Annotated in this window: 22 protein-coding genes; 8 read left to right on the top strand and 14 right to left on the bottom strand. The window is 39.6% G+C overall.

Annotated features, from left to right (window positions below; all coding sequences use genetic code 11):
* Window positions 1-9: 9 nt before the first annotated feature.
* A complete protein-coding gene (gene envZ / locus H5159_RS14095) occupies window positions 10-1,326 on the bottom strand; it encodes a two-component system sensor histidine kinase EnvZ (RefSeq protein ID WP_182780473.1) in 1,317 nt (438 codons plus the stop codon).
* Window positions 1,327-1,331: 5 nt separating this feature from the next.
* On the bottom strand, window positions 1,332-2,051 hold the full coding sequence (gene ompR, locus H5159_RS14090; RefSeq protein WP_002959552.1) for a two-component system response regulator OmpR: 720 nt from the start codon (window positions 2,049-2,051) through the stop codon (window positions 1,332-1,334).
* Window positions 2,052-2,246: 195 nt separating this feature from the next.
* Here ompR and greB point away from each other — a divergent pair, with 195 nt between their 5' ends.
* The 4 genes from greB (at window position 2,247) to H5159_RS14070 (ending at window position 6,282) form a co-directional block, all read left to right on the top strand.
* Window positions 2,247-2,726, top strand: a complete 480-nt coding sequence (greB, locus tag H5159_RS14085; RefSeq protein WP_002959554.1) for a transcription elongation factor GreB — start codon at window positions 2,247-2,249, stop codon at window positions 2,724-2,726.
* 116 nt (window positions 2,727-2,842) lie between these two features.
* Complete coding sequence (locus H5159_RS14080) at window positions 2,843-3,154, top strand: hypothetical protein (RefSeq protein WP_033020846.1); 312 nt, start codon at window positions 2,843-2,845, stop codon at window positions 3,152-3,154.
* Window positions 3,155-3,204: 50 nt separating this feature from the next.
* Entirely contained in the window at window positions 3,205-3,786 is a 582-nt protein-coding gene (locus tag H5159_RS14075; RefSeq protein WP_182694446.1) for a CBS domain-containing protein, read from the top strand.
* A gap of 168 nt (window positions 3,787-3,954) precedes the next feature.
* Entirely contained in the window at window positions 3,955-6,282 is a 2,328-nt protein-coding gene (locus tag H5159_RS14070) for a Tex family protein (RefSeq protein WP_154904138.1), read from the top strand.
* 71 nt (window positions 6,283-6,353) lie between these two features.
* Here the strand turns inward: H5159_RS14070 and H5159_RS14065 are convergent, their stop codons facing one another.
* The 3 genes from H5159_RS14065 to bioH all read right to left on the bottom strand — a co-directional run bounded on the left by H5159_RS14065 (window position 6,354) and on the right by bioH (window position 8,349).
* Entirely contained in the window at window positions 6,354-7,208 is an 855-nt protein-coding gene (locus H5159_RS14065) for a putative metalloprotease CJM1_0395 family protein (protein WP_182780472.1), read from the bottom strand.
* Window positions 7,209-7,212: 4 nt separating this feature from the next.
* Window positions 7,213-7,521, bottom strand: coding sequence for a hypothetical protein (locus tag H5159_RS14060; RefSeq protein WP_002959563.1), 309 nt, complete (start codon window positions 7,519-7,521; stop codon window positions 7,213-7,215).
* A gap of 90 nt (window positions 7,522-7,611) precedes the next feature.
* Window positions 7,612-8,349: a pimeloyl-ACP methyl ester esterase BioH gene (bioH, locus tag H5159_RS14055; protein ID WP_182694084.1), complete on the bottom strand. Its 738-nt coding sequence runs from the start codon at window positions 8,347-8,349 to the stop codon at window positions 7,612-7,614.
* A 74-nt stretch (window positions 8,350-8,423) separates the two neighbouring features.
* Between bioH and H5159_RS14050 the strand changes: the two genes are divergently transcribed.
* The gene (locus H5159_RS14050) at window positions 8,424-9,101 is read left to right on the top strand and encodes a ComF family protein (RefSeq protein ID WP_182694083.1); all 678 of its coding nucleotides are present in this window, start codon (window positions 8,424-8,426) and stop codon (window positions 9,099-9,101) included.
* 223 nt (window positions 9,102-9,324) lie between these two features.
* On the opposite strand, the gene H5159_RS14045 is transcribed toward H5159_RS14050, so the two are convergent.
* Window positions 9,325-11,880: a M14 family zinc carboxypeptidase gene (locus H5159_RS14045; protein WP_182780471.1), complete on the bottom strand. Its 2,556-nt coding sequence runs from the start codon at window positions 11,878-11,880 to the stop codon at window positions 9,325-9,327.
* A gap of 146 nt (window positions 11,881-12,026) precedes the next feature.
* On the opposite strand from H5159_RS14045, the gene nfuA reads away from it, so the two are divergent.
* Window positions 12,027-12,602 carry a Fe-S biogenesis protein NfuA gene (gene nfuA, locus H5159_RS14040; RefSeq protein WP_002959571.1) on the top strand — a complete coding sequence of 192 codons (576 nt, stop codon included), beginning with the start codon at window positions 12,027-12,029 and terminating at the stop codon, window positions 12,600-12,602.
* Window positions 12,603-12,611: 9 nt separating this feature from the next.
* Window positions 12,612-12,881: a hypothetical protein gene (locus tag H5159_RS14035; protein ID WP_002959572.1), complete on the top strand. Its 270-nt coding sequence runs from the start codon at window positions 12,612-12,614 to the stop codon at window positions 12,879-12,881.
* A 9-nt stretch (window positions 12,882-12,890) separates the two neighbouring features.
* On the opposite strand, the gene dinF is transcribed toward H5159_RS14035, so the two are convergent.
* A complete protein-coding gene (gene dinF, locus H5159_RS14030; RefSeq protein WP_182716559.1) occupies window positions 12,891-14,225 on the bottom strand; it encodes an MATE family efflux transporter DinF in 1,335 nt (444 codons plus the stop codon).
* Between dinF and H5159_RS14025 the strand changes: the two genes are divergently transcribed.
* Entirely contained in the window at window positions 14,205-15,242 is a 1,038-nt protein-coding gene (locus H5159_RS14025; protein ID WP_165724171.1) for a polysaccharide deacetylase family protein, read from the top strand. The genes dinF and H5159_RS14025 overlap by 21 nt on opposite strands.
* Here H5159_RS14025 and H5159_RS14020 read toward each other — a convergent pair.
* The 7 genes from H5159_RS14020 to H5159_RS13990 form a co-directional block, all read right to left on the bottom strand.
* Window positions 15,232-16,263 carry a chemotaxis response regulator protein-glutamate methylesterase gene (locus tag H5159_RS14020; protein ID WP_182780470.1) on the bottom strand — a complete coding sequence of 344 codons (1,032 nt, stop codon included), beginning with the start codon at window positions 16,261-16,263 and terminating at the stop codon, window positions 15,232-15,234. The two genes, H5159_RS14025 and H5159_RS14020, sit on opposite strands and share 11 nt — an antisense overlap.
* Before the next feature lie 8 nt (window positions 16,264-16,271).
* The gene (gene cheD / locus H5159_RS14015) at window positions 16,272-16,889 is read right to left on the bottom strand and encodes a chemoreceptor glutamine deamidase CheD (RefSeq protein WP_039489124.1); all 618 of its coding nucleotides are present in this window, start codon (window positions 16,887-16,889) and stop codon (window positions 16,272-16,274) included.
* The gene (locus tag H5159_RS14010) at window positions 16,879-17,703 is read right to left on the bottom strand and encodes a protein-glutamate O-methyltransferase CheR (RefSeq protein ID WP_033020851.1); all 825 of its coding nucleotides are present in this window, start codon (window positions 17,701-17,703) and stop codon (window positions 16,879-16,881) included. Before H5159_RS14010 ends, cheD begins: the two co-directional genes overlap by 11 nt.
* Window positions 17,704-17,786: 83 nt before the next feature.
* Complete coding sequence (locus H5159_RS14005; RefSeq protein ID WP_182780469.1) at window positions 17,787-20,093, bottom strand: methyl-accepting chemotaxis protein; 2,307 nt, start codon at window positions 20,091-20,093, stop codon at window positions 17,787-17,789.
* Window positions 20,094-20,138: 45 nt separating this feature from the next.
* The gene (locus H5159_RS14000) at window positions 20,139-20,624 is read right to left on the bottom strand and encodes a chemotaxis protein CheW (RefSeq protein WP_002959588.1); all 486 of its coding nucleotides are present in this window, start codon (window positions 20,622-20,624) and stop codon (window positions 20,139-20,141) included.
* On the bottom strand, window positions 20,621-22,711 hold the full coding sequence (locus H5159_RS13995; protein ID WP_182712888.1) for a chemotaxis protein CheA: 2,091 nt from the start codon (window positions 22,709-22,711) through the stop codon (window positions 20,621-20,623). Before H5159_RS13995 ends, H5159_RS14000 begins: the two co-directional genes overlap by 4 nt.
* 10 nt (window positions 22,712-22,721) lie before the next feature.
* Window positions 22,722-23,084 (bottom strand): response regulator, encoded by a 363-nt coding sequence (locus H5159_RS13990; RefSeq protein ID WP_002959593.1) that lies wholly within the window; start codon window positions 23,082-23,084, stop codon window positions 22,722-22,724.
* Window position 23,085: the final 1 nt, after the last annotated feature.

Here is a 23,085-nt window from a genome sequence, read left to right as displayed (position 1 = left end):
CCCCTGCATTTATTGTGCAGGAGTTGATACCTTGATTGGCAAATATACTTGTGCACTTAAACCGCCTTCTGGGCGGTTTTCTAGTTTTACTTTACCGTCGTGCATATCAACAATGCGTTTAATAATGGCAAGGCCTAAGCCACTACCTTCACTGCCACGTGCAGTATCGCCTTGCTTAAAGGGCTCAAACACAGACTCTAATTCGTTTTCAGGGATCCCAGGACCACTATCGTTTACAGCGATAACTACATATTTTTTGTTTGAATTAAAGTAACTAAGTACTTCAACATCGCCCTCAGAATAACGCAGCGCATTACCAATCATGTTGGTAATTACACGTTTAATAGCCACAGAGCTTAAGGGTATATTGCCTATATTTGGATTACTTTTAAACGTAATAGTACGTTGATGCTGAAGCTCAGAATTAACAACCTCGGCAACTAAAGCATTTATATCTTCGCAACTTAGTTCTTCACGTTTATGGTGGCGTAAATACTCAATAAACTGATCGATAATTCCGTTCATATCTTCTATATCGTAAATAATACCTTCACGAAGATAGTCATCTTCATCAACCATCATTTCGGTGGCTAAACGGATACGCGTAAGCGGCGTACGTAAATCATGCGATACACCAGCCATTAGTAAACGGCGGTCGTTTTCAAGTGCGGCAATTCCGCGCGACATTTGATTAAACGCGCGCGTTACTTCTATTACTTCTGTTGAGCCTTCTTCTTCTAATTTGGTAGAAAAATCGCCTTTACCTACTTTTACTGCAGCTTGTTGCAGTGCTTTTAATGGCCTATTAAGGTGCCTTGCAAACAACCACCCACCCAGCACACTTAAAAAGCCAATACTTGATAAGTAAAAAGTTAAAAACTCTAAGTTATTCTCTTTAAAACCTTTAAGCGGTACTTTTACCCAATAACCTGGCGCTTGCGGTGCTTCAACCCAATAAATCAATGGATCAGTTTGGCTAATACGTACACGAGAATAACCACCAAGTTGCTCAGTCATGCTACGCGATAGCATAGAATATTCGCGGCTTTGCCCAAGTCCTTGACGCATTGCTTCGCGCTGCGTCATTACTTCAATGCCGGTAATTTCAAAAAACTTCGCAGATACTTCGTCGTTTATTTCAACGCCATCTTCCCAGTCAATAAATACCGTTTTAATTTGCTTAGCAAGCATCAAGTTAACTTGCTCAATAGTTGGTTTTACAACATAAAAACTAACCGTAACATAAGACACTATTTGATTTATTAGCAACAAAGCCGCCACTAAAAAAACAGTTTGCCCAAAAGCACTGCGCGGAAACATGCCCATAAATATTACTTTTCACCGTCGGGAACAAACACATACCCCAAACCCCAAACGGTTTGAATATATCGAGGATTAGCAGCATCTACTTCAATCATGCGGCGAAGTCGCGACACTTGCACATCAATACTTCGCTCAAGCGCACTGTAATCGCGGCCACGCGCCAAGTTCATTAGCTTATCGCGGCTAAGTGGCTCACGCGGATGCGAAACAAGCGCTTTAAGCACTGCAAACTCACCACTGGTAAGCGATATTGTTTTATCCCCTTCACTCATTTCGCGCGTTGCTAAATTAAGCGTAAATTTACCAAAAGCGATTAAGTTTTCTTCAGCAGCTGGAGCACCTGGCACTTCTTTTGCGCGGCGGCGTAAAATTGCTTTTATGCGAGCAAGTAGCTCACGTGGATTAAATGGTTTTGGAATGTAATCGTCAGCGCCAAGTTCAAGACCAATAATACGGTCTACTTCGTCGCCCTTTGCAGTAAGCATAACAATAGGAATTTCATTTTCTTTTTGGCGTAGTCGGCGGCAAATAGATAAGCCATCTTCGCCTGGAAGCATTAAATCGAGAACCATTAAGTGAAAGTTTTCACGCTCTAGGAGTCTATCCATTTGCTCCGAGTTTCCTGCGGTTCTAACAATAAAGCCTTGCTCTACTAAGTAACGTTCAAGCAAACTGCGTAAGCGCATATCGTCATCAACAACTAATACTTTTGTGGTCTCGTGTCCCATAATCTCTTTCTTATTTTTATATCCAATTACTAGTTAATATAAATGAAAAACTTAATAATCAAAAACTAATTACTTGCTTAGATTGTTACTGAACATTTCAAAGCTTCCTTACTCGTACTTTATTAAATTTTACGCTCGACAAATTTTGGCAAATTTAATAACGTGCACACCATTAGAGTTAATAAAGAATTGGCCATGAAAACAAATTTAGTTACCCGCGAAGGTTACTTGCAATTACAACAAGAACACGATCAACTATGGAACGTAAAACGCCCAGAAGTAACAAAAATAGTTAGCTGGGCAGCCAGCCTCGGAGATCGCTCTGAGAACGCAGACTATCAATATAACAAGCGATTGCTGCGCCAAATTGACCGCCGAGTACGCTACTTACGCAAACGCATACCAGATTTAAAAATTATTGACTACTCTCCGGTGCAAGATGGAAAAGTATTTTTTGGTGCATGGGTTGAAATTGAAAACGAAGAAGGTGAAGTTAAAAAGTTCAGAATTGTAGGTCCTGATGAAATTTACGACCGTAAAGATTACATATCAATAGACTCACCTATGGCGCGTGCGTTGATTAAAAAACAAGTGGACGACGAATTTGAAGTGACCACTCCTCAGGGAAAAAAGCAGTGGTATGTAAACAGTATCGATTACCAAAAAAAGAAATAAAAAGTTTTGATTCAGATCATGTTAACTTTTGATTGTGTAAATTAAAGCAATAAGCTATAACTGAATTATTCAAGTTGATTTGTTTAATTTGAAAGCAGTTAATTAAGGTCGTGATTATGTCAAACATAGTACAGCGCATATTTAGTAATGCCGTATTGTTTGCACTTTTAATGAGTGTAAGTTTGACGCTGCATGCCAGCAACACTGACGTAAACCTTGATAACGCTAAACTATCTAATCACTTTATTACTTGTGATATTCCTGACCAAGCAAACCTCGATTTTGACGTGGACTCTCACGTTAACACTATTACCTTTAGGTCGCCTCAACCACTTCCTAATGTCGTAGATTCTTTTTATAAGAGCACTAATCTAAACAGACCTTTTAGCACTGCATACCAACGCGGACCACCTAGCTATTTAATTTAATTCATTATTTTACAACTTAATTAAATTTTATAACTACTAAGGTGACTACTATGTCTAACTTTAAAGAATTACGTACCCAAAATATTTCTCATGGCGTTATTGCTAGCACATTTGCAGATGATCAACCATTAATCGATTTATCTTCTCCAGCGCTAAAAATGGTGAATAACTTTACTCAAAAAACACCTATTCGTGCAGAGCATGGAACAACGATTACAGAGGCACTTAAACAAGTAAGTGCACAACAATCTGACTTTGTTTTAGTAACAGACGAACACCAAAAATTAATTGGCCTAGTTTCTAGCGCCGATTTACAAAGCTCTAAAATTACTATTATTGCAGAGCGCTTAAATATGCAACGAAGCGAAGTAAGCTTACGTGACATTATGACACCAGTTAGCCGCCTTACAGGTGTAAGTATGCAAAGCTTAAGCTACGCATGCATTGGTGATGCGCTGCAAACGATGGAGCATCAGGGCACAATGTTTTTATTAGTTACAACAGCGAGTAACGAAATTTGTGGTTTAATTTCAGCTCGCCAAATAGCTAAAACATTACATATTCCTGTACATATCTCACCTATTGCTCACTCTTTCAGTGAGGTATTAGAAAACATTGAGCACCCTCACTAGGGCGCTCTTTTAGTTGAATTGATTTGCTCCCGACCCAACCATCTTAAAGCAAGTAAAATAGCTTGCTTTAAGAGCTTTTCATTACTACCTCCTGTGATATTATTCAAGCAATTAACAGCGCCAGTAACACGCTTCTGGTCTTATTTTATTGTATAAAAAGGTTTTTGCATGAGCGATATCTCTGCACGTTTAGCCGGTGAGTTAAACGCACAGCAGCAACAGGTTGTTGCTGCAACAAAGTTACTTGATGAAGGCGCAACTGTTCCTTTTATTGCCCGCTACAGAAAAGAAGTTACAGGCGGCCTAGACGACACCCAATTACGCCTTTTAGAGCAGCGTTTATCGTATTTACGTGAACTAGAAGAGCGCCGTAGTTTTATTTTATCGACAATCGAATCGCAAAATAAATTAACGCCAGAGCTAAGTGCCGATATAACCAATGCACAAAGTAAAACAGAACTTGAAGATTTATACCTACCATATAAAGCTAAGCGCCGCACTAAAGGCCAAATAGCAATTGAAGCTGGTTTAGAGCCTCTTGCAGATGCACTATTTAAAGATGCTAACCTTGACCCAGAGCAACAAGCGGAACAGTTTGTAAGTGCTGAAAAAGGTTTTGCAGATACAAAAGCGGTACTTGAAGGCGCTAAATTCATCTTAATGGAACGCTTTGCTGAAGACGCAAAATTACTTGCTAAATTTAGAAGCCACATTAGCCAAAATGGCGCAATTGAAAGTACTGTGATTAAAGGCCAAGAGCAAGCCGGTGCAAAATACCGTGATTACTTTGAGCATCAAGAACTTCTTAAAAAAGTACCTTCTCACCGTGCGCTTGCAATGCTTAGAGCTCGAAATGAAGGTGTACTTCAGTTAAATATAAACCCAGAGCCTAGTGCAGAAAATTCAGCACAATTATGTGCAAACATGATTGCTGAGCATTACCGTTTAGATATTAAATATAAAGCGGCAAGTCCTTGGTTATTAAACGTTGTTCAATGGGCGTGGAAAGTTAAGCTAGGGTTACACCTAGAGAATGAGTTTTTTGCAGCAATGCGCGAAAAAGCAGAAGCCGGTGCAATAGATGTATTTGCTAAAAACTTAAAAGATTTATTAATGGCTGCACCTGCAGGCCCTCGTACTACTTTAGGTCTTGATCCAGGCCTTCGTACTGGCTGTAAGATTGCCGTTGTTGATAGCACAGGTAAATTACTAGCTACACAAACTATTTTCCCTCATGCACCACAAAATCATTGGGATAAATCAGTGCGTACGTTAGAGCAACTTTGCCGTCAGCATAAAGTTGAGCTAATTGCGATTGGTAACGGTACTGCATCACGCGAATCAGATAAGTTGGTTGCTGAGCTTATCAAAGCAAACAGCGAACTTAAGCTTAGTAAAATTATGGTTAGCGAAGCGGGTGCATCGGTTTACTCAGCTTCTGAATTTGCAGCTAATGAATTTCCAGATTTAGATGTTTCTATACGAGGGGCTGTCTCTATTGCACGCCGCCTTCAAGATCCTCTTGCTGAACTTGTTAAAATTGAGCCAAAATCAATTGGTGTTGGCCAATACCAACATGATGTATCACAAAGCCAGTTAGGCCAGAGCCTTATTTCAGTAGTTGAAGACTGTGTAAACTCAGTAGGCGTAGATTTAAACATGGCCTCGGTACCGTTACTTACACGCGTATCTGGTTTAAACAAAACATTAGCGCAAAATATCGTTAATTATCGCGATGCTAACGGCACATTTACTAAACGTAGTGAGCTTAAAAAGGTTGAGCGTTTAGGGCCAAAAGCATTTGAACAAGCGGCTGGTTTTTTACGTATTAACAATGGTAGCGATCCACTAGATAACTCATCAGTTCACCCTGAAGCTTATCCTGTTGTTAAACGCATTTGTGAACGCAATAGCGTAGATGTCAGTAACCTAATTGGTAACAGCGACTTTTTAACTAAACTTGCTGCTAACGATTACACTGACGAAAAGTTTGGCTTACCAACCGTTACCGACATTATCACTGAGCTTGATAAACCAGGTCGAGATCCTCGACCTGAATTTAAAACAGCTGAGTTTAAAGCCGGTGTTGAAAAAATTAGTGACCTAAAACCAGGTATGATTTTAGAAGGCGTGGTTTCAAACGTTGCTAATTTTGGTGCGTTTGTTGATGTAGGTGTTCACCAAGATGGTTTAGTGCATATTTCAGCAATCACGAATAAATTTATATCAGATCCGCGTGAAGTTGTTAAAGCTGGTGATATTGTAAAGGTTAAAGTTGTTGAAGTAGACGCTGCACGTAAACGCATAAGCTTTACTATGCGCTTAGATGACGATATTGACACAAGTAATAAGTCAGCAGCTCCAGCTACGCAAAAGCCACAAGCACGTGCTAATAATTCGCAACCTCGCGCTGCAAAGCCTAAACGTGACAACGGTAATGCGTTAATGGGCAATGCATTTGCCGATGCGTTCGCTAATGCTAAAGTAAAAAAATAATACTTGTACAACTAAGCTAAAACGAAAAAACCGCGTAAGCGGTTTTTTTGTGGTTATGTTTTGCTAAATTATTAACTTAACGCTGAAAAACTACTTTGGCTCGCTGGCGATGTAGCCATTTGGTAAAAATTAGCAATACGCCCCGCCCGTACCTCAACATCGGCATCACGTGTTTGCTCGTCACTTTTAGCTGTTTTTGTATCGCTGCTTTCATCGCTAGAGAATGATGCTTCAAGTTTACTTTTTGCGTCTTCGTCGTCTTCTTTTTCAGGTTGTGCAAGCTCAGCTTGAGCCGCTGCTAGCTTTTGCGTAGCATCTGCGGCAATAGAGCGATCAGCTCCTGAAGGCTCTGCAGGCGCTAATGCGGCAGCGCGTACTGTTTGCATTTTGTCTATAGTCGCTTGCGGGTCACCCGGAATCTCTGATACATCTATTTGTACTTCTCCGCCAACTGCGTAGTTAGTACCATCTGGGCCACGTTGGTATTCATAGCTTGGCGAGCCAGCATATTGCCCGCCTACAGAAGCGTGTGCTTGTTCGTGTATTCGTACTTCAGTATCCCGTGCTTTTAGCTCTGTAATTTGTTGTTGTTCTTGTTCTAATTGCAGCTCTTCTTGCTCAGATTCTTTTTTCTCGATTGCTTCACTTTCTTGCTCAGTGCCCTCAGGATTTTCTGAGTTTCCATCGCGCTGCTGAACTGACTTTTCGTCTGCTATTTTTCCCGTTGCGTTATACGTCGCACCATCGCTACTGCCTGGCAATTTTGCTTTTTCAGCATCACTTTGCGCTTTGGTTTCTGTATTACTTGCGCTACTAGATGCGGGAGCCGGAATAACTTCGCGTAGTTGGTTGTCACGCCGTGCGGTTTCCGTATAAACATTTGCGGTGTTTATATTGATAGACGGAAATGGCGTGACAATATTCATAATACTAAACTTTAATATCGATTAACGTGCCAAGTACATCATCGGCCGTTTGAATTGATTGCGTGTTTGCCTTGGCATTAAATTCTTCAACTTTTAAGTTAACAAGCGCTTCATCAACACGAGCTGGTTGTGCTACTGGTGCAGTAATCGCCTCTTCAGGGCGTGCTGCCGTAAGCTGACGTTGCTGCGCTAATTGCGCGTCATCTTGTTGTTCTATACTGGCACGGTTAATCTCAGCACTGGCTTTTTCAATACCTTGGCTAGCTCGGTTAAACCCTTCTATACCACTATTAAATACTGATCCGATTGGCATATTAAAACCTCCACCAAATAAACATTGTTTAATTATCGCTCAGGTTCTGCTCAAAATAAAGCTTTAAACAGCGCTATTCTTAGCTCTATTTTAAAGCATTGATTTAACGACAGATAAAAACTCACTTTTATGAGAAATAAATGGTGCATGGGATGCTTTATCTAGTACTTCATATTCAAACTCAGTATTTAGTGCTGACATTTTGCTAATAGCTTTATAAGGTACTAAAGCATCAAGCCGGCCAAATACTCCTCTAATAGGGACTGGGCAATGAGTAAATAAGTCACGTAAATCGTCGTTTTGTAAAATATCTAAACCAGCACTCAGGGCATCGCTTTGGGGTGCGCTGTACTGATTTAGCAATTGTTTAAGCTGCTTTATATCATCACGCGCCGACTCGCTACCCATTGCTTGAATAGCTAAAAAGCGCTCTATTGTTTTTTCTCGATGATTAACTAACTGCTCTTTAAACTGCGCCAATACATTCGCTTTTATTCCAGGCCAATTATCTGCCTCTGCAAAAAAAGGAGTCGATGCTATTAAAATAACTTTAGATACCTTTTCAGGCCAATGCTTCGCAATATAAAGTGCAAATAATCCACCTAACGACCATCCCATTAAAATGCTCTTCGGCTTTAATTGCTTACTCAAAATTTCTGCTGCATCATGCAAAGTATAAGGGCTTGGGCACACATCGCTATTACCAAACCCAGGTAGGTCATGGCTACGTACATTTCCTGAATATAAAAACTCAAGTTCTGGCTGTACTAACTGCCATACGCCCTGATTCATTCCCCAACCATGTAATAACACTAACTCATTTTGCATATTTGCCTAACCTTTACCAAACTTAGGCTCATCATAACGTTTAGAAAGGCGATTGCAATGCAAGGAGCGAGTCTGTGAAACAAGCCGTTTTAAATTGGTTATTTCCCTCTTATTGCGTGCAGTGTCAAAACTCGATTGCGACCTCTTTAGGGCTATGTGATTATTGCCTTGAAGATTTACCATTGTTTGATTTTAGTAAGCATACGAGTTTATTGCATCGACCTGATATTATTGAGATGTTTCCTAATTGCGAGTTTGATAAATTATTTGCATGCGCTTTTTATCAGCCTCCCTTTGAGCATTGGCTTAAAAGGCTAAAATTTAATAATCAAATTCATTATAAAAAGGCATTGCAGCAAATTATACAAAAACAGTTAACGCAGTTTTTTGAGCAAAGCCCTAACTTGCCAGATACCTTTATTATTTTACCTCTTCATAAAAGCCGCTTTATTACTCGTGGATTTAATCAGGTAAGCCAAGTTTGGCAACCCTGTTTAGCTAATTACGCCCCACTAAGTAATGTTCTTATTCGCGATAAAAAAACACAAGCTCAGTCGGAGCTATCCAAAGCAAAGCGTATAAGAAACTTAAAAAATGCCTTTATTTGTACACAAGACATGGCCGGTAAAACAGTCGCTATTGTTGATGATGTGATGACGACAGGGGCAACATTAAACGCAGCTACTAGTGCACTAAAACAAGCAGGCGCTAAACAAGTGTGGGCTTTTACAACTTGCTTAACGCCTATTTAATTATTAAAAAGTATTAAACCAATCCGCAATAATACTTAATCATTTTGCGGGGCTAAACGTGTCGCTACCTGTGTTAAAAAATTCTCATTTACGACTGCATGGATGCAGAAGGTAGAGCAATGCAGAAGAAATTGCCGAGAACAACTAAATAGCGAATTTTTTGCCTAGCTATCAACGCGTTTTTCCATCCTCAAAATAGATTACTTAATTAAGCGAATTGGTATTATTCGCCATTTGCACGAAACGTATGACCAAAAAATAACGCATTGCTTAGTAGTCGACTAGTCCCATACCAGTAACCCCTAAATACAGGGTCGTCAGTCATACCAATCACAGTGCCTCGTCCATATGAGTGCGCAATTAAGCCAGCACCACCAGCAACTTGATCAACATTAACGGCATCAGTAAAACCTGCCAATAATGGGTTTTTAGTGTAGGTAAGTACATTTACGAATGGCGCATCGGAAACTTCTAGCAACCAAGTACTGTTTTTGAATACGGGCAATGTATTGCGCTTAAGTGAAAATGTAAGCGGATGAGTTAAATCTACATTAGTATTAAAAATAGCACCTGCAATGCGTTGACGTCCTGCTAAATGGTCCTTATCGGCGTAGCTTAAACCTTTTGTTTTAAATGCACTTGCTACATCTTGGCGTGATAGATAGCTTGCTTTAAGTAATTGCTGATCAGCTAAAAATTTAGCACCGCCTTTGTGACCCCAAATAACGCCGCCTTTTCTTACCCAGCTTTTTATAGCCACTTTGTCGGTATCAGATAAGCTATTGTAGTTACCATGAGCAAGTACTATATGGCTGTAATTACTGAGTTCAATAGAGTTTAAACGCTCCATTTCAACAATTGTTGGCGCAACACCTACAAAGCGATCGAGGTAATACCATACTTCCCCAGCTTCGTACTGGCTTACGCCTTTACCACCTACCAATAATACTTTTGGCTCGCTAACAACCGCCATTGTACGAGACCCTAAATCGGCTCCTTTGCTTGTAAGACCTGAGTTAATAGGCTTGATTGCAATTCCAAACTCGTTTTGTGCTTTATTTAATATTCCAACCCAATCATTATTCGTTTGTAAGCCTGCTGGCACAATAATACTACCAGCATCAAAGCTTACTTCACTTGAGTTTGATTTGGCTGTTAATGGGCTTAGCGCTACACGCGCTTTAATACCTTGCTTTAAAAGGCTGTTTAGCATTTTAGGTGCTAGGTAATCATCCCACGAAAAGCCAAACGCATAGCCTTGCTCAAGTGAAGCAAAAGAAGGTTTTACCGCTTTTTGCCACGGTGTACTTGCAACCTCTAAACCCCAACTGCTTTTTACTTTTGCAAAAGGTAAGTTAAACGCATGCGCTAAAGTCCAGCCAGATACGTCATAAAAGGTGTTATCAGCAAAGTTTTTTTGCTCGCTAAAAATAGCTTTTATTAGGCGGTACTGTGGCTGGGCTAAGGGCACAAAGTAACTATTGGTTGTATAGTTGTTGCCATTTGCCTTGAGTGATTTAGTAAGCGAAAAAGCATCTATTTGATGCTGTTTCAACAACCCTAAAAAATCTTTAATACGAGTGTTGTCATCCACGCCCTCAATTACATAACCTTCAAAGCTTTCATCACTGGCTAAATCAGTAGCTTGATTATAAAACTTAGCTTGGTAATCAAGTAATGCTTGGCGGTTATCAACAGCGGCTTTAAAGGTAGATAAACTCGTTAATAGTTGATTTTTAATAGTAAAGGGAAAGCTCAAAGGTCCATTTATAGTGTCTTGGATATGCCCGCGAGAACTTGCTTGCTCAAATAAAATACCTACACCACCATTTACGTCGGGATAAGTTGAGCCTTTACCGTAATAGAAGTCGTCAAAGCTTTCTTCGGTAAAGTACAGTGCGTTGTTTTCATCTAACGTTTTTGCGTGATAGTTAGCAATCGCTTTAGTTAACGTTACATTTTCATCCGGTGTTATTGGGTGTTTACGACTAGGGATACCTGGCTGAAAAAAGTAACTGCTGTTTGGTCCCATTTCATGAAAATCGGTTAAGACATTTGGTTTCCACTGATGAAATTTAGCAATACGCGCGCGCGATTCAGGATGTTGTAGTAATAACCAGTCACGATTTAAATCAAACCAGTAATGATTGGTACGACTACTTGGCCAGCTTTCAACATGTTCACGGGTTTTAGGGTCGCTTGATAAGTTCATACCTCGGTTACTGTTTGCCCAATTAGCAAAACGAGCAAGTCCGTCAGGATTAAGCGAAGGGTCGAGTAAAATAACCGTGTTATTTAATAACTCATCTATTTCAGCGCCTTGTGCAGCAGCTAAGTAATACGCCACCAGCAAAGATGAGTTACTACCTGATGACTCATTACCATGCACACTGTATCCCATCCATACAACGGCAGGCTGTTTTGTAGAATTAGCATCTGATCCATCGTTACTTAAGCGTGCTAAGTGAGCTTGGCGTGTCTGCTCTATGCTTGATAACTTATCAGCTGCTGTAATTGTTAGCATGACAAGGGGGCGTTGTTCATGTGTGCGGCCAATCACTTCAAAATTTATACGGTCGCTTTTATCAGCAAGTATTTCCATATAACGTACGAGCTGATCATGTCTCACGTGCCACTCTCCTACTTCGTAACCGAGTACTTGCTCAGGAGTAGGAATTGAAGGGTCAAATTTTACATCTTGTTCAAAATAATACGAAAGTGGCTTAGCTACACTTGAAAAGCTAAGCAACACCACCATTAACGTTAATACCAAACGCATATAAATCACTCAAAAAATGTTCGTTGTTTGCACGCTACCATTGCTTAAAATAGATGCCAACTTTTTACGCTCAACACTAGCCGCAACACGATGAGCGGAGTATGATACGCAGTATCCGAGTAATTTAGTCAAGTATAGATGGTTTTATGATTTCTATTTCCGAAACAGCGCAAGCGCATTTTGCTAAACTATTAGCAGATCAATCACAACAAACCAATATTCGTGTGTTTGTTGTAAACCCTGGTTCATCACAAGCGGAATGTGGTGTGTCTTATTGTCCAGAAGACGCTGTAGAAGCGAGCGATATTCGCCTAAACTTTAACGGTTTTGATGCCGTTGTAGATGCAGAAAGTGCTCCATTTTTAGAAGAAGCTGAAATCGATTTTGTTACCGACAAAATGGGTACTCAGTTAACGCTAAAAGCACCAAATGCAAAGGCGCGTAAAATAGGTGACGATGCATCGTTAAACGAACGTGTACAGCACATGCTAGAAACCGAAGTAAATCCACAACTTGCTAACCACGGTGGTCAAGTAAGCCTTGTTGAGATTACAGCTGCAGGTATAGCTATACTTCAGTTTGGTGGTGGTTGTAATGGTTGTTCTATGATCGATGTAACACTAAAAGAAGGCATTGAAAAAGAAATGATAGCTAAGTTTGAAGAAATCACCGGTGTTGCTGATATAACAGAACACGAAGCGGGCGATCACTCTTACTATTAGGCCTTGTAAATGCTAAAGCAGCTTATCTATCGCTTAGGGAGCAATCCTAAGCTGAGCTTAAAGCGCTTTTTTCGCGGCTTAGCACTGTTTGTGCTAGCCGTGATATTCATATCTATTGGGTATTACACCCACTACAGCTTACAAATAATTGGCGTTATAATTTTACTCCCCGCATTATTTTTTGCCGGTTGGGGCTACTGCGGTATTTTTGCCAATCGTTTTTCACAAGTTTTAAAAGATATGGGCCCTAAACACCATGACCCCGATCTCTGGAAATAAACCATTTATTTAATCTAATAGCTGATTATTTATTTTTAAGTGGTGATATTTAATTATTAATGTAACCCCGCGCATTAACATAAAACAGCTCATAGCCAGCCATAACCCGTTATTTTGCAAGTCTATAAACACCCAAAACACACCAAAAAAGCCAACTCCAGCTGAAAGTATCATACTGTTACGCATGTTCTTTGCTCGCGTAAGCCCTACAAAAATACCATCAAACAAAAAGCAACTCATGGCCAAAATTGGTAATACTACTATCCATGGTAAATAATGCGTTGCCTCTTGAATAACCTCTGGCACATTGGTTAAAAGCTTGATTATGGTGTTGCCAAATAATGCAAAAAATAGGCTATATAACACACCAAAAAGCATACCCCAAAATACGCTTATTTTAACCCACAGCTCTATGTTTTTAACACTTCCTTGGCCTTTCGCTTGCCCTACTTTTGCCTCAGAGGCGTAAGCAACGCCATCAAGAGCAAAGCTCACCAACATTAAAAAATTAAGTAAGACAGCATTAGCAGCTAATGTGGTTTCGCCTATACGCGCCGCGTAAAATGTCATAAAACTAAAGCATAATTGCAGTATTAAAGAGCGAATAAATATATCTCTATTCAAACTCAATAATTCAGCCATTTTGCTAATACTCAACCAATTCGGTACATTTAGATCAATGTCTTGTTTTTTAGCTAGTTTAGCCACTAAAAACAGTGCAAATACTAGTGCTGTATAGTCAGCAATAAGTGACGCCCATGCAGCGCCTGCAACTGCCCAATCTAAATAAACAACAAAATAAATATCGAGCACTATATTAACGATATTAGTGACGAGTAATAAATAAAATGGACCTCGACCATAATGCACACCAAGCATCCAACCCAGTAACACTAAATTACATAATGCTGCTGGAGCACTAAAAATACGAATGCTAAAATACTGATAAGCTTGGTTAAGTACGTCGCCATTGGCTGCGGAGAGGTAAGCAATAGCGTGCTTTATTAATGGGGATAACACAATTAATAGCACGGCCACTGCGCTTGCAAGCAATAGGCTTCGTTTAAGTAAAGCGGCAAGTTGGGTTAAATCGTTTTTTCCGTATGCTTGTGCCACGAGTCCCGTGGTGCTCATTCTTAAAAAACCAGCAAGCCAAAATAAAATAGATATAACTGCAGAGCCAAGGGCAATTCCAGCTAAGTAATGAGCGCTTCCTAAGTGCCCAATTACAGCAGTATCAACAATTCCTAACAACGGCACTGTGATATTTGATAGTATCATCGGACCCGCTAACAACAGCAAGCTTTTATGGTGTGCCTTATTATGTATAAGAAATTGTTTCATTTAGTGTTATTTATCCTCATTAGTGTATCTGTACGGGCTCAAGCAGCCATTATTTTACAGTATCATCATGTTAGTGAAACCCTACCCGCTGTCACGAGCGTTAGCGCCAATACATTTACGGAGCACTTAAGCTATTTAAAAGAGCACAACTTTAACGTTATTCCTCTTAATGAGTTAATTAGCGCGCTTCAACAAGGTGAAACTTTACCTGATAAAACTCTCGCCATCACCTTTGATGATGGCTATAACAATAACTATGAACAAGCCGCACCTATTTTAGAAAAGTTTGGCTACCCGTACACTATCTTTGTAAATCCTAAATTAATAGACGAAGGTATGAGTTACGTAATGGGGTGGGATAAGCTCAAAGAATTATCTAAAAAAGGGGCATTAATAGCCAATCATAGCGGACAACATGATTACTTACACCTTAAGCTTGAAAACGAAACCGATGCACAATGGCAATCACGTATTAAGCAAGATATTCTTAACTCTCAAAAGCGCATAAAAGAAGAAATAGGCCACGACTATAAATACTTAGCATACCCGTATGGTGAGTTTAATAACGAGCTGCAAGCACTCGTGACAGAGCTTGGTTTTGTGGGTATTGGCCAGCACTCAGGCGCTGTAAATAAAGATTCTAATTTTAGCCGCTTGCCGCGTTTTCCTGCATCAGGCTTTTACAGCAAGCTAGAAACCCTTATTACTAAGCTCAACTCACGCGCGTTTAATATCACCAATTTAACTTATCAAGATAGCGTTACACAGCAAAATCCACCCACGCTCACAATGGAATTTAAGATGGGTGATTTTCATAAGAGCCAATTTGCCTGTTATGTATCAAGCGTAGGCCAAGCAGATTTAAAATGGATAACTAAAAATACTGTCGAAATCACCTCACCAAAGGTGCTTAATAAAGGGCGTTCTCGTTTTAATTGCACGGCCCCTTCTATTTCAAGCCCTGGTGATTACTTTTGGTTTTCGCAGCCTTGGGTAATTGAAGCATCTAAACCTTAACGGCCCGATGTAAAAGCCGCTGGGTTATTTTATCCAGCGCAACTATCTCGTCAGCTGCATTTAGCTCAGCAGCTGCTTTAGGCATACCCCATACCACCGATGAGTACTCATCTTGAGCCAAGGTATGTGCTCCGTTTTGTTTTAGTGCAAGTAACCCTTTTGCGCCATCACTCCCCATTCCTGTTAGTATGGCTGCAACTACGTTTTTAGCCCCAGTTTCGACTAATGAGTTAAACAACACATCTACCGCAGGTTTATGTCTGTTCACCGGCTCGCCATCATCAAGCTGGCAATACAAGCTAACACCTCGTTTTTTAATACTTAAATGAAACCCACCCGGTGCTATATAAGCCCAGCCCGCGCTAAGCTTATCGCCATGTTCAGCTTCTTTCACATTTATCGTGCATGTACGATTCATTCGCTCAGCAAATGAAGCGCTAAACACAGGAGGAATATGCTGAGTAATTACAATTGGCGGGCAATTTTGTGGCATTTTAATAAGCACTTCTTTTATAGCCTCAGTCCCCCCCGTTGAAGCACCTATCGCTATTACTTTATTAAGTAAAAACTGAGAATGAGTATTAATAGGCTCATTTGTGACGACCGTTTTTTTATAGCTTCTTACTCTTGCTCCAGCAGCTATTCGCACCTTTTGTTGGACAAGTGATGCATATTGGCTCAATTGCTCTCTTACGTTATTAGTAGGCTTAGCTATAAAATCAACAGCCCCTAATTCGAGCGCTTCTAGTGTGATAGGAGAGCCTTTTTGTGTCAGTGTTGAAATCATCACTACTGGCATTGGTCTTAATCGCATTAAGTTTTTTAAAAAACTAATACCATCCATTTTTGGCATTTCTACGTCGAGCGTTAATACATCAGGACTGAGTTTTTTTATCATTTCGCGAGCTTCGTAGGGATCCTCAGCACTCCCCACTACTGTAATGTCTTTAGCTTGTTGTAATATTTCAGTGAGTAAACGCCTAATTAAAGGGGAGTCGTCAATTATTAATACTTTAATCATGCATACTCCTAAAACAGCTCTATATCGGTTACTACTTCTTGCTTTTTAAGGTTTTGTAAGTAACGGACTTCGCGTTTTTCAATCGTATTATTATGTAGGTTTTTAAGTTTTTTCATATGAACTTTACCAGTGTTCGGGTGAAAAAATATTTTTCGCGGCCACGGCCCCCCCATATCATGGGCAACTAGATTTAATGCCTCTTCTTTAATATACGCTGCTGCAAAACTAATATTACCCAGCCCTATATCAGTCATCGCACTAATAATTTTCCCCCCGCCAAAAAGTTTTACTTTTAGGTTACACCGAGACGCGCCATTTTTTAAAACTTCGTTTATAAGATACTCCATAGCCCAATTACCGTACCGACAACTTAAACTATGCGCATTTTTAAGTTCTACTCCCTTTTGAATTGGTAACATAAAGTGATTCATCCCGCCAATACCAAGTACTTCATCGTATACACAAGCCGCAATACACGAACCCAGAACTGTAGAGATCAGTTCATTATTTTTAGAAACATAAAACTCACCCGGAAGTACTTTAGCAACAACGCTACCTCGGCCCGAATCCCAATATCGTTTAATATGTTCAAAGTTAGGTAATACCGGCCTGAACTCAGCGTGCATTTTGTCCCTTTTGGTACATAGTTTTCCCTAAGTTTTTGAATTGCGAATGCTCTTTACCCATACTTTCTGAGTGACCTAAAAACAAATAACCTTGTTCATTTAATATATTGGCGTAACGCTTAAAAAGCTGATCTTTTGTTTCTTTATCAAAGTAAATAACAACATTACGACATAAAATAAGATCAAATGATCCTTTCATTGGCCAGTCTTGTAATAAGTTTAAACGCTTGAAAGAAATAGACTCTTTTAGTTTATCTCTAACTTTATAATTTTCACCGTCTTTGCTTTTTAAAAACCAACGCTTAAGTTGCACGTCATCTAAGCCATTAACATTCGCTGCGGTGTAAATACCTTTTTGTGCTTTTGCCAATACATTAGAGTCTAAATCGGTTGCTAGTATTTTTACATCCCAATTGCTCGGAAATGCGTTATTTAAAGTCATCGCCAAACTGTAAGGCTCTTCCCCTGTGGAGCAACCTGCAGACCAGATTCTTACTCGCTTACTGTTTTTATTTGCCTTTAAAAGAGCAGGTACAAGCTCAGATTTTATAAATTCAAAGTGATGTATTTCACGAAAAAAAGACGTTAAGTTCGTTGTTATTGCATTAATAAAGGCATCAAACTCCTGATCTTTATGACTATTCAGATACTCTAAGTAAGCTTTAAAATCAGTTAATTTACGCTCCCTAATACGTCTTGCTAAGCGTGAATAAACCATCTCTCGCTTATGATCCCCTAATACAATTCCACATGCGCTGTAAACTAAACTGGCAATTTCCTTAAAGTCGCGGTCGGTACACAAAAACTCTTTCATTGTCCGCTCCCAATTAAACCTAACGCTAACAAGTAGTGCCTCGCTGTAACTATTTATTAGACGAGGCATAAAAAGGCTAAATATTAAAACTCTTCCCACTCATCAGCTGAGTCTACAAAGTTATCGCCCCTTGGCTTATTACTCACAAAACGGCTTTGCGGCTTATGAGATAGTTCAGGAGTTCGCATAGTTGATGACATCATTGTCATCTCTTGCTGATCTACTGAGAAAAAGTTAAGTAATCGGCGCATCTCATTAGCTTGCTCAGCCATAGACTCACCAGCAGCAGAGGCTTGCTCTACTAGAGCGGCATTTTGTTGCGTCATTTCGTCCATTTGAGAAATAGCTTTGTTAACTTGCTCAATACCCGCACTTTGTTCTTCAGATGCCTCCGTAATATCAGAAATCATTTGCGTCACTCTTTGCACCGACACAACAATCTCTTTAAGTGTAGCGCCCGACTCATTAACTAATTGAGAACCATCAGCTACTTTGCCTACACTATCTCGTATTAACTCTTTAATTTCTTTCGCTGCGCCCGCAGAGCGCTGCGCTAAATTACGAACCTCACCTGCAACAACCGCAAAGCCTCGACCTTGCTCACCCGCTCTTGCTGCCTCTACAGCGGCATTAAGCGCTAATAAATTCGTTTGAAACGCGATTTCGTCTATTACACCGATAATATCTGCAATTTTTTTGCTCGACTCATTAATTGCCGACATGCTTGTAACTGCTCTATTAACAACTTCACCACCTTGAATCGCTTTTTCACAGGTTTCTTCTGCCAAGTCGTTTGCTACTTTTGCGTTATCAGCATTTTGACGAACGGTACTGGTCATTTCCTCCATACTTGAAGCTGTTTCTTCAAGTGACGAGGCTTGCTCTTCTGTACGTTGGCTTAAATCAGCATTACCTTGAGAAATTTCTTCTGCACCACTGGCTACTAACGTTGCCGATGAATTTATGCGATTAATCACTTCTGTTAATTTATCTGCCGTAGCATTTGCGTCGCGTTTAAGTTTATCAAATGAACCTTTGTATTCTTTTTCAATACGTTTTGATAAATCACCACTTGCCATCGCATCGAGCATATTGCCAGTGTCGGCAACGGCATCATCAACTATTTTAACTAAGCTATTTAATCCTTGAGCCAAACGTAAAAAGAACCCTTCCTTCCCATCTTCCGCAACTCTTGTATCTAATTCGCCATTACCTGCAGCACCAATAAGCTCAGCGATTTCTTTTTCAAGCGCAACTTCATTGGTTCTATCTTCCCACTCAACAATGGTGCCTAAATGCTTTCCGTCTTGACTGATCCAAGGTGAAGCAATCAAGGTAAAAGTGACACCTGCTAACAGTAGCTCGGCTTTATAGGGCTTATCTAGGTTTTTTAATAAATCACGTTGATGATTAGGGTGCTTATGAAAATCATCAACACAGGTGCCAATTAAATTATCAACAGAAAAGCTTGGCAATACGGTTTGTAATTCTTTTTCGCGGACTTTTAGCATTTGCTGAACACGGTCGTTCACAAATACTATTTTAAGGTTTTCATCAGCAATCATTACGTTTGCTTGGCAAACTTTAAGCGCATTTGCTAAATCGGCTGCTTTGCGAGATGCCTTTTCAAGCTCTTTTTGTTCAGTAATATCAGATGCATATTTAATCACTTTAAACGGCTTGCCGTTCATATCATAAATTGGATTATAAGATGCTTGAATCCAAACCTCCTGACCCTGCTTTCCTATTCTTAAATATTCCCCTGAATCAAATTCACCGCGACCTAGTTTGGCCCAAAATTCTTTATATTCGATACTATTTGCATGTTCGGGATCAATAAAAAGCCTATGGTGCTGGCCTTTAATCTCGCTAAGTTGATAGCCAAGCGCATTTAAAAAGTTAGCATTGGCATCAATAATAGTGCCATCTAAATTAAATTCGATAACCGCTTGAGATTTACTTATAGCACTAATTTGCCCTGAAGCTTCTGCTGTTATTAACTTTTGCTCAGTCACGTCGGTGGCAAACTTAACTACTTTTAATACTTGCCTTTGCTCATCAACAATTGGGTTATAAGTTGCTTGGATCCATACCTCAGTTCCACCTTTAGCATTACGCTTAAACTCATCTGAGATAAACTCGCCATTACGCAGGCGTTGCCAAAAGTTTTTATAATCGTTGCCCTGAGCTTCATCTGGGTCAACAAACATCGAGTGATGCTGACCTTGAACCTCCTCAAGACGATAGCCCATCGCGTTTAGAAAATTCATATTTGCAGTAATTATTTTTCCGTTAGGTTCAAATTCAATCACCGCTAATGATTTATTCAATGCGTCTACAATTAAATCATTACTTGATTTTGACTGCTTTGGATTACTAAACCATCCCATGCTCATCACCACCTTTAAGTTTATTATTCATTTAGTTTCTATTTGCTAAATATTCATTGTTTTTTGCAGGTCAATTAGCGCTACCATTTTTTCACCAACATTCACCAACCCAGCTACATATTCACAATTACTCGATTCAGACAAACTAGGAACCGCTTTCGCATCTTGCTCCGCAATACTGTAAACATCAGAGACGGCATCAACAGCAACACCTATAATTTTACTACCTAGTTCAAATTCTATTTTGACAACGATAACCACCGTTAATGGTCCATAGTCGACACTTGGTAATCCAAAACGCAACCGTAAATCAATAATTGGCACTATTGTTCCGCGTAAATTAATAACGCCTTTTACAAATTCAGGTGCATTGGGCAGTACTGTAATTTCTTCCCAACTGCGAATTTCTTGTACTGTTAAAATATCAACGCCATATTCTTCATCAGCCATAATAAAAGTTAAAAACTGTTTTACACCTTGCTGTTGCTGAAGATTTAATTGGTTACTTAACTGGCTTTGATCTGAGCTCATAACGCCTCCAAAGTGGCTTGCGTTTCAATAGTTAGTTCTTGGCTACCTGGCTTTTTTAAGCCTGAGAGCTTTATTAAGCCGCTAATGTCCACAATCAGCGATACACGCCCATCTCCTAAAATGGTAGCACCCGATACGCCATCCACTTTATGGTAGTTTGCCTCTAAACTTTTAATAACAACCTGCTGTTGAGACAGTAAATCATCAACTAATAAACCCACCTTTTGGTTATCTGTTTCTACAACAACAAGCAGCGTTTTATCGAGTGATTCAATAGCATTTTTATGATTAAAAATATCGTAGAGTCTTAATATAGGAATGTATTCGTCTCGAAGCCTCAATACATCAAGGCTTTTACCCACTCGACTCACTTTTGCAATATCAATTTGCAGTGACTCCACAATAGAAATGAGCGGAATAATATAAGTATGCTGAGCCACCTTAACTAATTGCCCATCTAAAATAGCGAGAGTAAGGGGTAATCTAATAGTAAACGTAGAACCAACACCGGGCGCTGAGGTTACTTCCACTGAGCCATTTAATGATTGGATATTTCGCTTAACAACATCCATCCCAACTCCACGACCAGATAAGTCACTTACCTCATCCATTGTCGAAAAGCCCGGCATAAAAATAAGCTCATTTATTTCATCGTCACTGAGATGGTTATCAGCTGAGATTAATTCGTTAGCGATGGCTTTTTCTTTTATTTTTTTTGTATTTAACCCTTGCCCATCATCCATTATTTCAATAACGATGTTTCCACCCTGATGAAATGCATTTAAGGTTACTGTGCCAACGGGATCTTTACCTGCCGCCAGTCTTTGCTCAACAGTCTCTAACCCATGATCAAGTGAGTTTCTTACTAAATGCACCATAGGGTCAGATATTTTTTCCATTACTGTTTTATCAAGCTCGGTTTGCTCTCCAATCAGCTTTAGCTCAACCTGCTTATTTAGCTTTTGCGCTATATCTCGCACTAATCGAGGAAAACGACTAAATACAAAATTAATTGGGAGCATACGAATACGCATCACATTTTCTTGTAAATCACGCGTATTATGTGCAAGTTGTGCTAAGCCTTCTTGTAGTAAAGTGATTGTGGCTGGTGTGATTTCTTGTTCGCTGAGTTGATTTAGCATGGCTTGTGTAATAACAAGTTCACCTACCATATTTATTAACGAATCAACTTTATCAATGCCAACACGTATAGAGGTAGATTCTGGTGCACTTGTAGGTTTTTTATCTTTATTAGCAACGGGTTGCTGTGGCTTACTTGGTAACTCAGCTACTTTTATTGAATCGGGTTCTTCAAGCTCAACAGCTTTAGGTATCTCATCTTGATTAGGTTGTATTGACTCATCATTGCCAAATAAGCCGCCACATAATTCAACTTTTATATCGGCATCGTCTTCTACCCATTCAAATACTTCTTTTATGGCTTTTTCATCATGGCTAGTATCTAAAAAAAAGCGCCAATGTAAAAAACATTCATCACTACTTAAATCGGTGATTTCTGGAACTTCATCGTAAAATACTGTGGTTTCTAACTCACCTAGCTCTTCAAGCTCACTGATCATATACAGTGGCTCGTTTCCTGTTTTAAATAAATGATGATGAGGTTTAAAGTCTATTTGATAGGTATTACTACTTGTTTGCTCTTCACAGCTTTGAGGTTTATTCTCATGTGTTTCATTTTTCATTCCAAGTACATGTTCAAATTGTACTTTTAACAAATCTGCTTCGGTTAAATCTGGCTCTTGTTCACCTTGAAGTGCAGCAAGTAAAGCGCGTAAGCAATCCACAGCTTTGAGTAATAAATTAACATGCTCGGTACTAAGCTCTCGTTCACCTTGGCGAATTTGATCTAGTAATGTTTCAAGTACATGAGTAAAGTCAGCAACGGAGCTAAAACCAAATGTCCCACTGCCTCCTTTTATTGAGTGAGCAGCTCTAAAAATAGTGTTGATAGTTTCTAAATCTTCCTCACCTGGCACTAAGTTTAATAGCTCAGCCTCCATGGTATCTAGGCCTTCAAAACTCTCTTCAAAGAAAACTTCAAAAAATTGACTTAAATCTATACTCACACTGCGCTCCTTAGCGAATAACTTTTTTAATTACCGCTAGTAGCTGATCGGGATTAAATGGTTTAACAATCCAGCCTGTTGCCCCAGCAGCTTTACCTTCTACTTTTTTTTCTAAACCCGACTCAGTTGTAAGCATCAGTAATGGTGTAAATTTATAACTAGGCAAAGTACGCAGCTCTCGTATTAATGTAATTCCATCCATTATTGGCATGTTTACATCTGAGATCACGGCATCAAAGTCTTGCTGCTTGGCAATAGCGAGAGCTTCACTGCCATCTTTAGCTTCGGTTACATCAAACCCTGCGGTTTTTAATGTAAAGCTCACCATTTGACGCATCGATGCTGAGTCATCAACCGCTAAAATTCTTTTCATA

Source organism: Pseudoalteromonas sp. SG43-1 (genome assembly GCF_014164415.1).
Lineage (GTDB): Bacteria > Pseudomonadota > Gammaproteobacteria > Enterobacterales > Alteromonadaceae > Pseudoalteromonas > Pseudoalteromonas distincta.
This window is presented reverse-complemented; position numbering and strand designations above follow the sequence as displayed.

Excerpts from the sequence above, each read along its gene's own strand:
- envZ (WP_182780473.1), bottom strand. The coding sequence starts at position 1,326 with ATGGGCATGTTTCCGCGCAGTGCTTTTGGGCAAACTGTTTTTTTAGTG.
- ompR (WP_002959552.1), bottom strand. The coding sequence starts at position 2,051 with ATGGGACACGAGACCACAAAAGTATTAGTTGTTGATGACGATATGCGC.
- greB (WP_002959554.1), top strand. The coding sequence starts at position 2,247 with ATGAAAACAAATTTAGTTACCCGCGAAGGTTACTTGCAATTACAACAA.
- H5159_RS14080 (WP_033020846.1), top strand. The coding sequence starts at position 2,843 with ATGTCAAACATAGTACAGCGCATATTTAGTAATGCCGTATTGTTTGCA.
- H5159_RS14075 (WP_182694446.1), top strand. The coding sequence starts at position 3,205 with ATGTCTAACTTTAAAGAATTACGTACCCAAAATATTTCTCATGGCGTT.
- H5159_RS14070 (WP_154904138.1), top strand. The coding sequence starts at position 3,955 with ATGAGCGATATCTCTGCACGTTTAGCCGGTGAGTTAAACGCACAGCAG.
- H5159_RS14065 (WP_182780472.1), bottom strand. The coding sequence starts at position 7,208 with ATGAATATTGTCACGCCATTTCCGTCTATCAATATAAACACCGCAAAT.
- H5159_RS14060 (WP_002959563.1), bottom strand. The coding sequence starts at position 7,521 with ATGCCAATCGGATCAGTATTTAATAGTGGTATAGAAGGGTTTAACCGA.
- bioH (WP_182694084.1), bottom strand. The coding sequence starts at position 8,349 with ATGCAAAATGAGTTAGTGTTATTACATGGTTGGGGAATGAATCAGGGC.
- H5159_RS14045 (WP_182780471.1), bottom strand. The coding sequence starts at position 11,880 with ATGCGTTTGGTATTAACGTTAATGGTGGTGTTGCTTAGCTTTTCAAGT.
- nfuA (WP_002959571.1), top strand. The coding sequence starts at position 12,027 with ATGATTTCTATTTCCGAAACAGCGCAAGCGCATTTTGCTAAACTATTA.
- H5159_RS14035 (WP_002959572.1), top strand. The coding sequence starts at position 12,612 with ATGCTAAAGCAGCTTATCTATCGCTTAGGGAGCAATCCTAAGCTGAGC.
- H5159_RS14025 (WP_165724171.1), top strand. The coding sequence starts at position 14,205 with ATGTATAAGAAATTGTTTCATTTAGTGTTATTTATCCTCATTAGTGTA.
- dinF (WP_182716559.1), bottom strand. The coding sequence starts at position 14,225 with ATGAAACAATTTCTTATACATAATAAGGCACACCATAAAAGCTTGCTG.
- H5159_RS14020 (WP_182780470.1), bottom strand. The coding sequence starts at position 16,263 with ATGATTAAAGTATTAATAATTGACGACTCCCCTTTAATTAGGCGTTTA.
- cheD (WP_039489124.1), bottom strand. The coding sequence starts at position 16,889 with ATGCACGCTGAGTTCAGGCCGGTATTACCTAACTTTGAACATATTAAA.
- H5159_RS14010 (WP_033020851.1), bottom strand. The coding sequence starts at position 17,703 with ATGAAAGAGTTTTTGTGTACCGACCGCGACTTTAAGGAAATTGCCAGT.
- H5159_RS14005 (WP_182780469.1), bottom strand. The coding sequence starts at position 20,093 with ATGGGATGGTTTAGTAATCCAAAGCAGTCAAAATCAAGTAATGATTTA.
- H5159_RS14000 (WP_002959588.1), bottom strand. The coding sequence starts at position 20,624 with ATGAGCTCAGATCAAAGCCAGTTAAGTAACCAATTAAATCTTCAGCAA.
- H5159_RS13990 (WP_002959593.1), bottom strand. The coding sequence starts at position 23,084 with ATGAAAAGAATTTTAGCGGTTGATGACTCAGCATCGATGCGTCAAATG.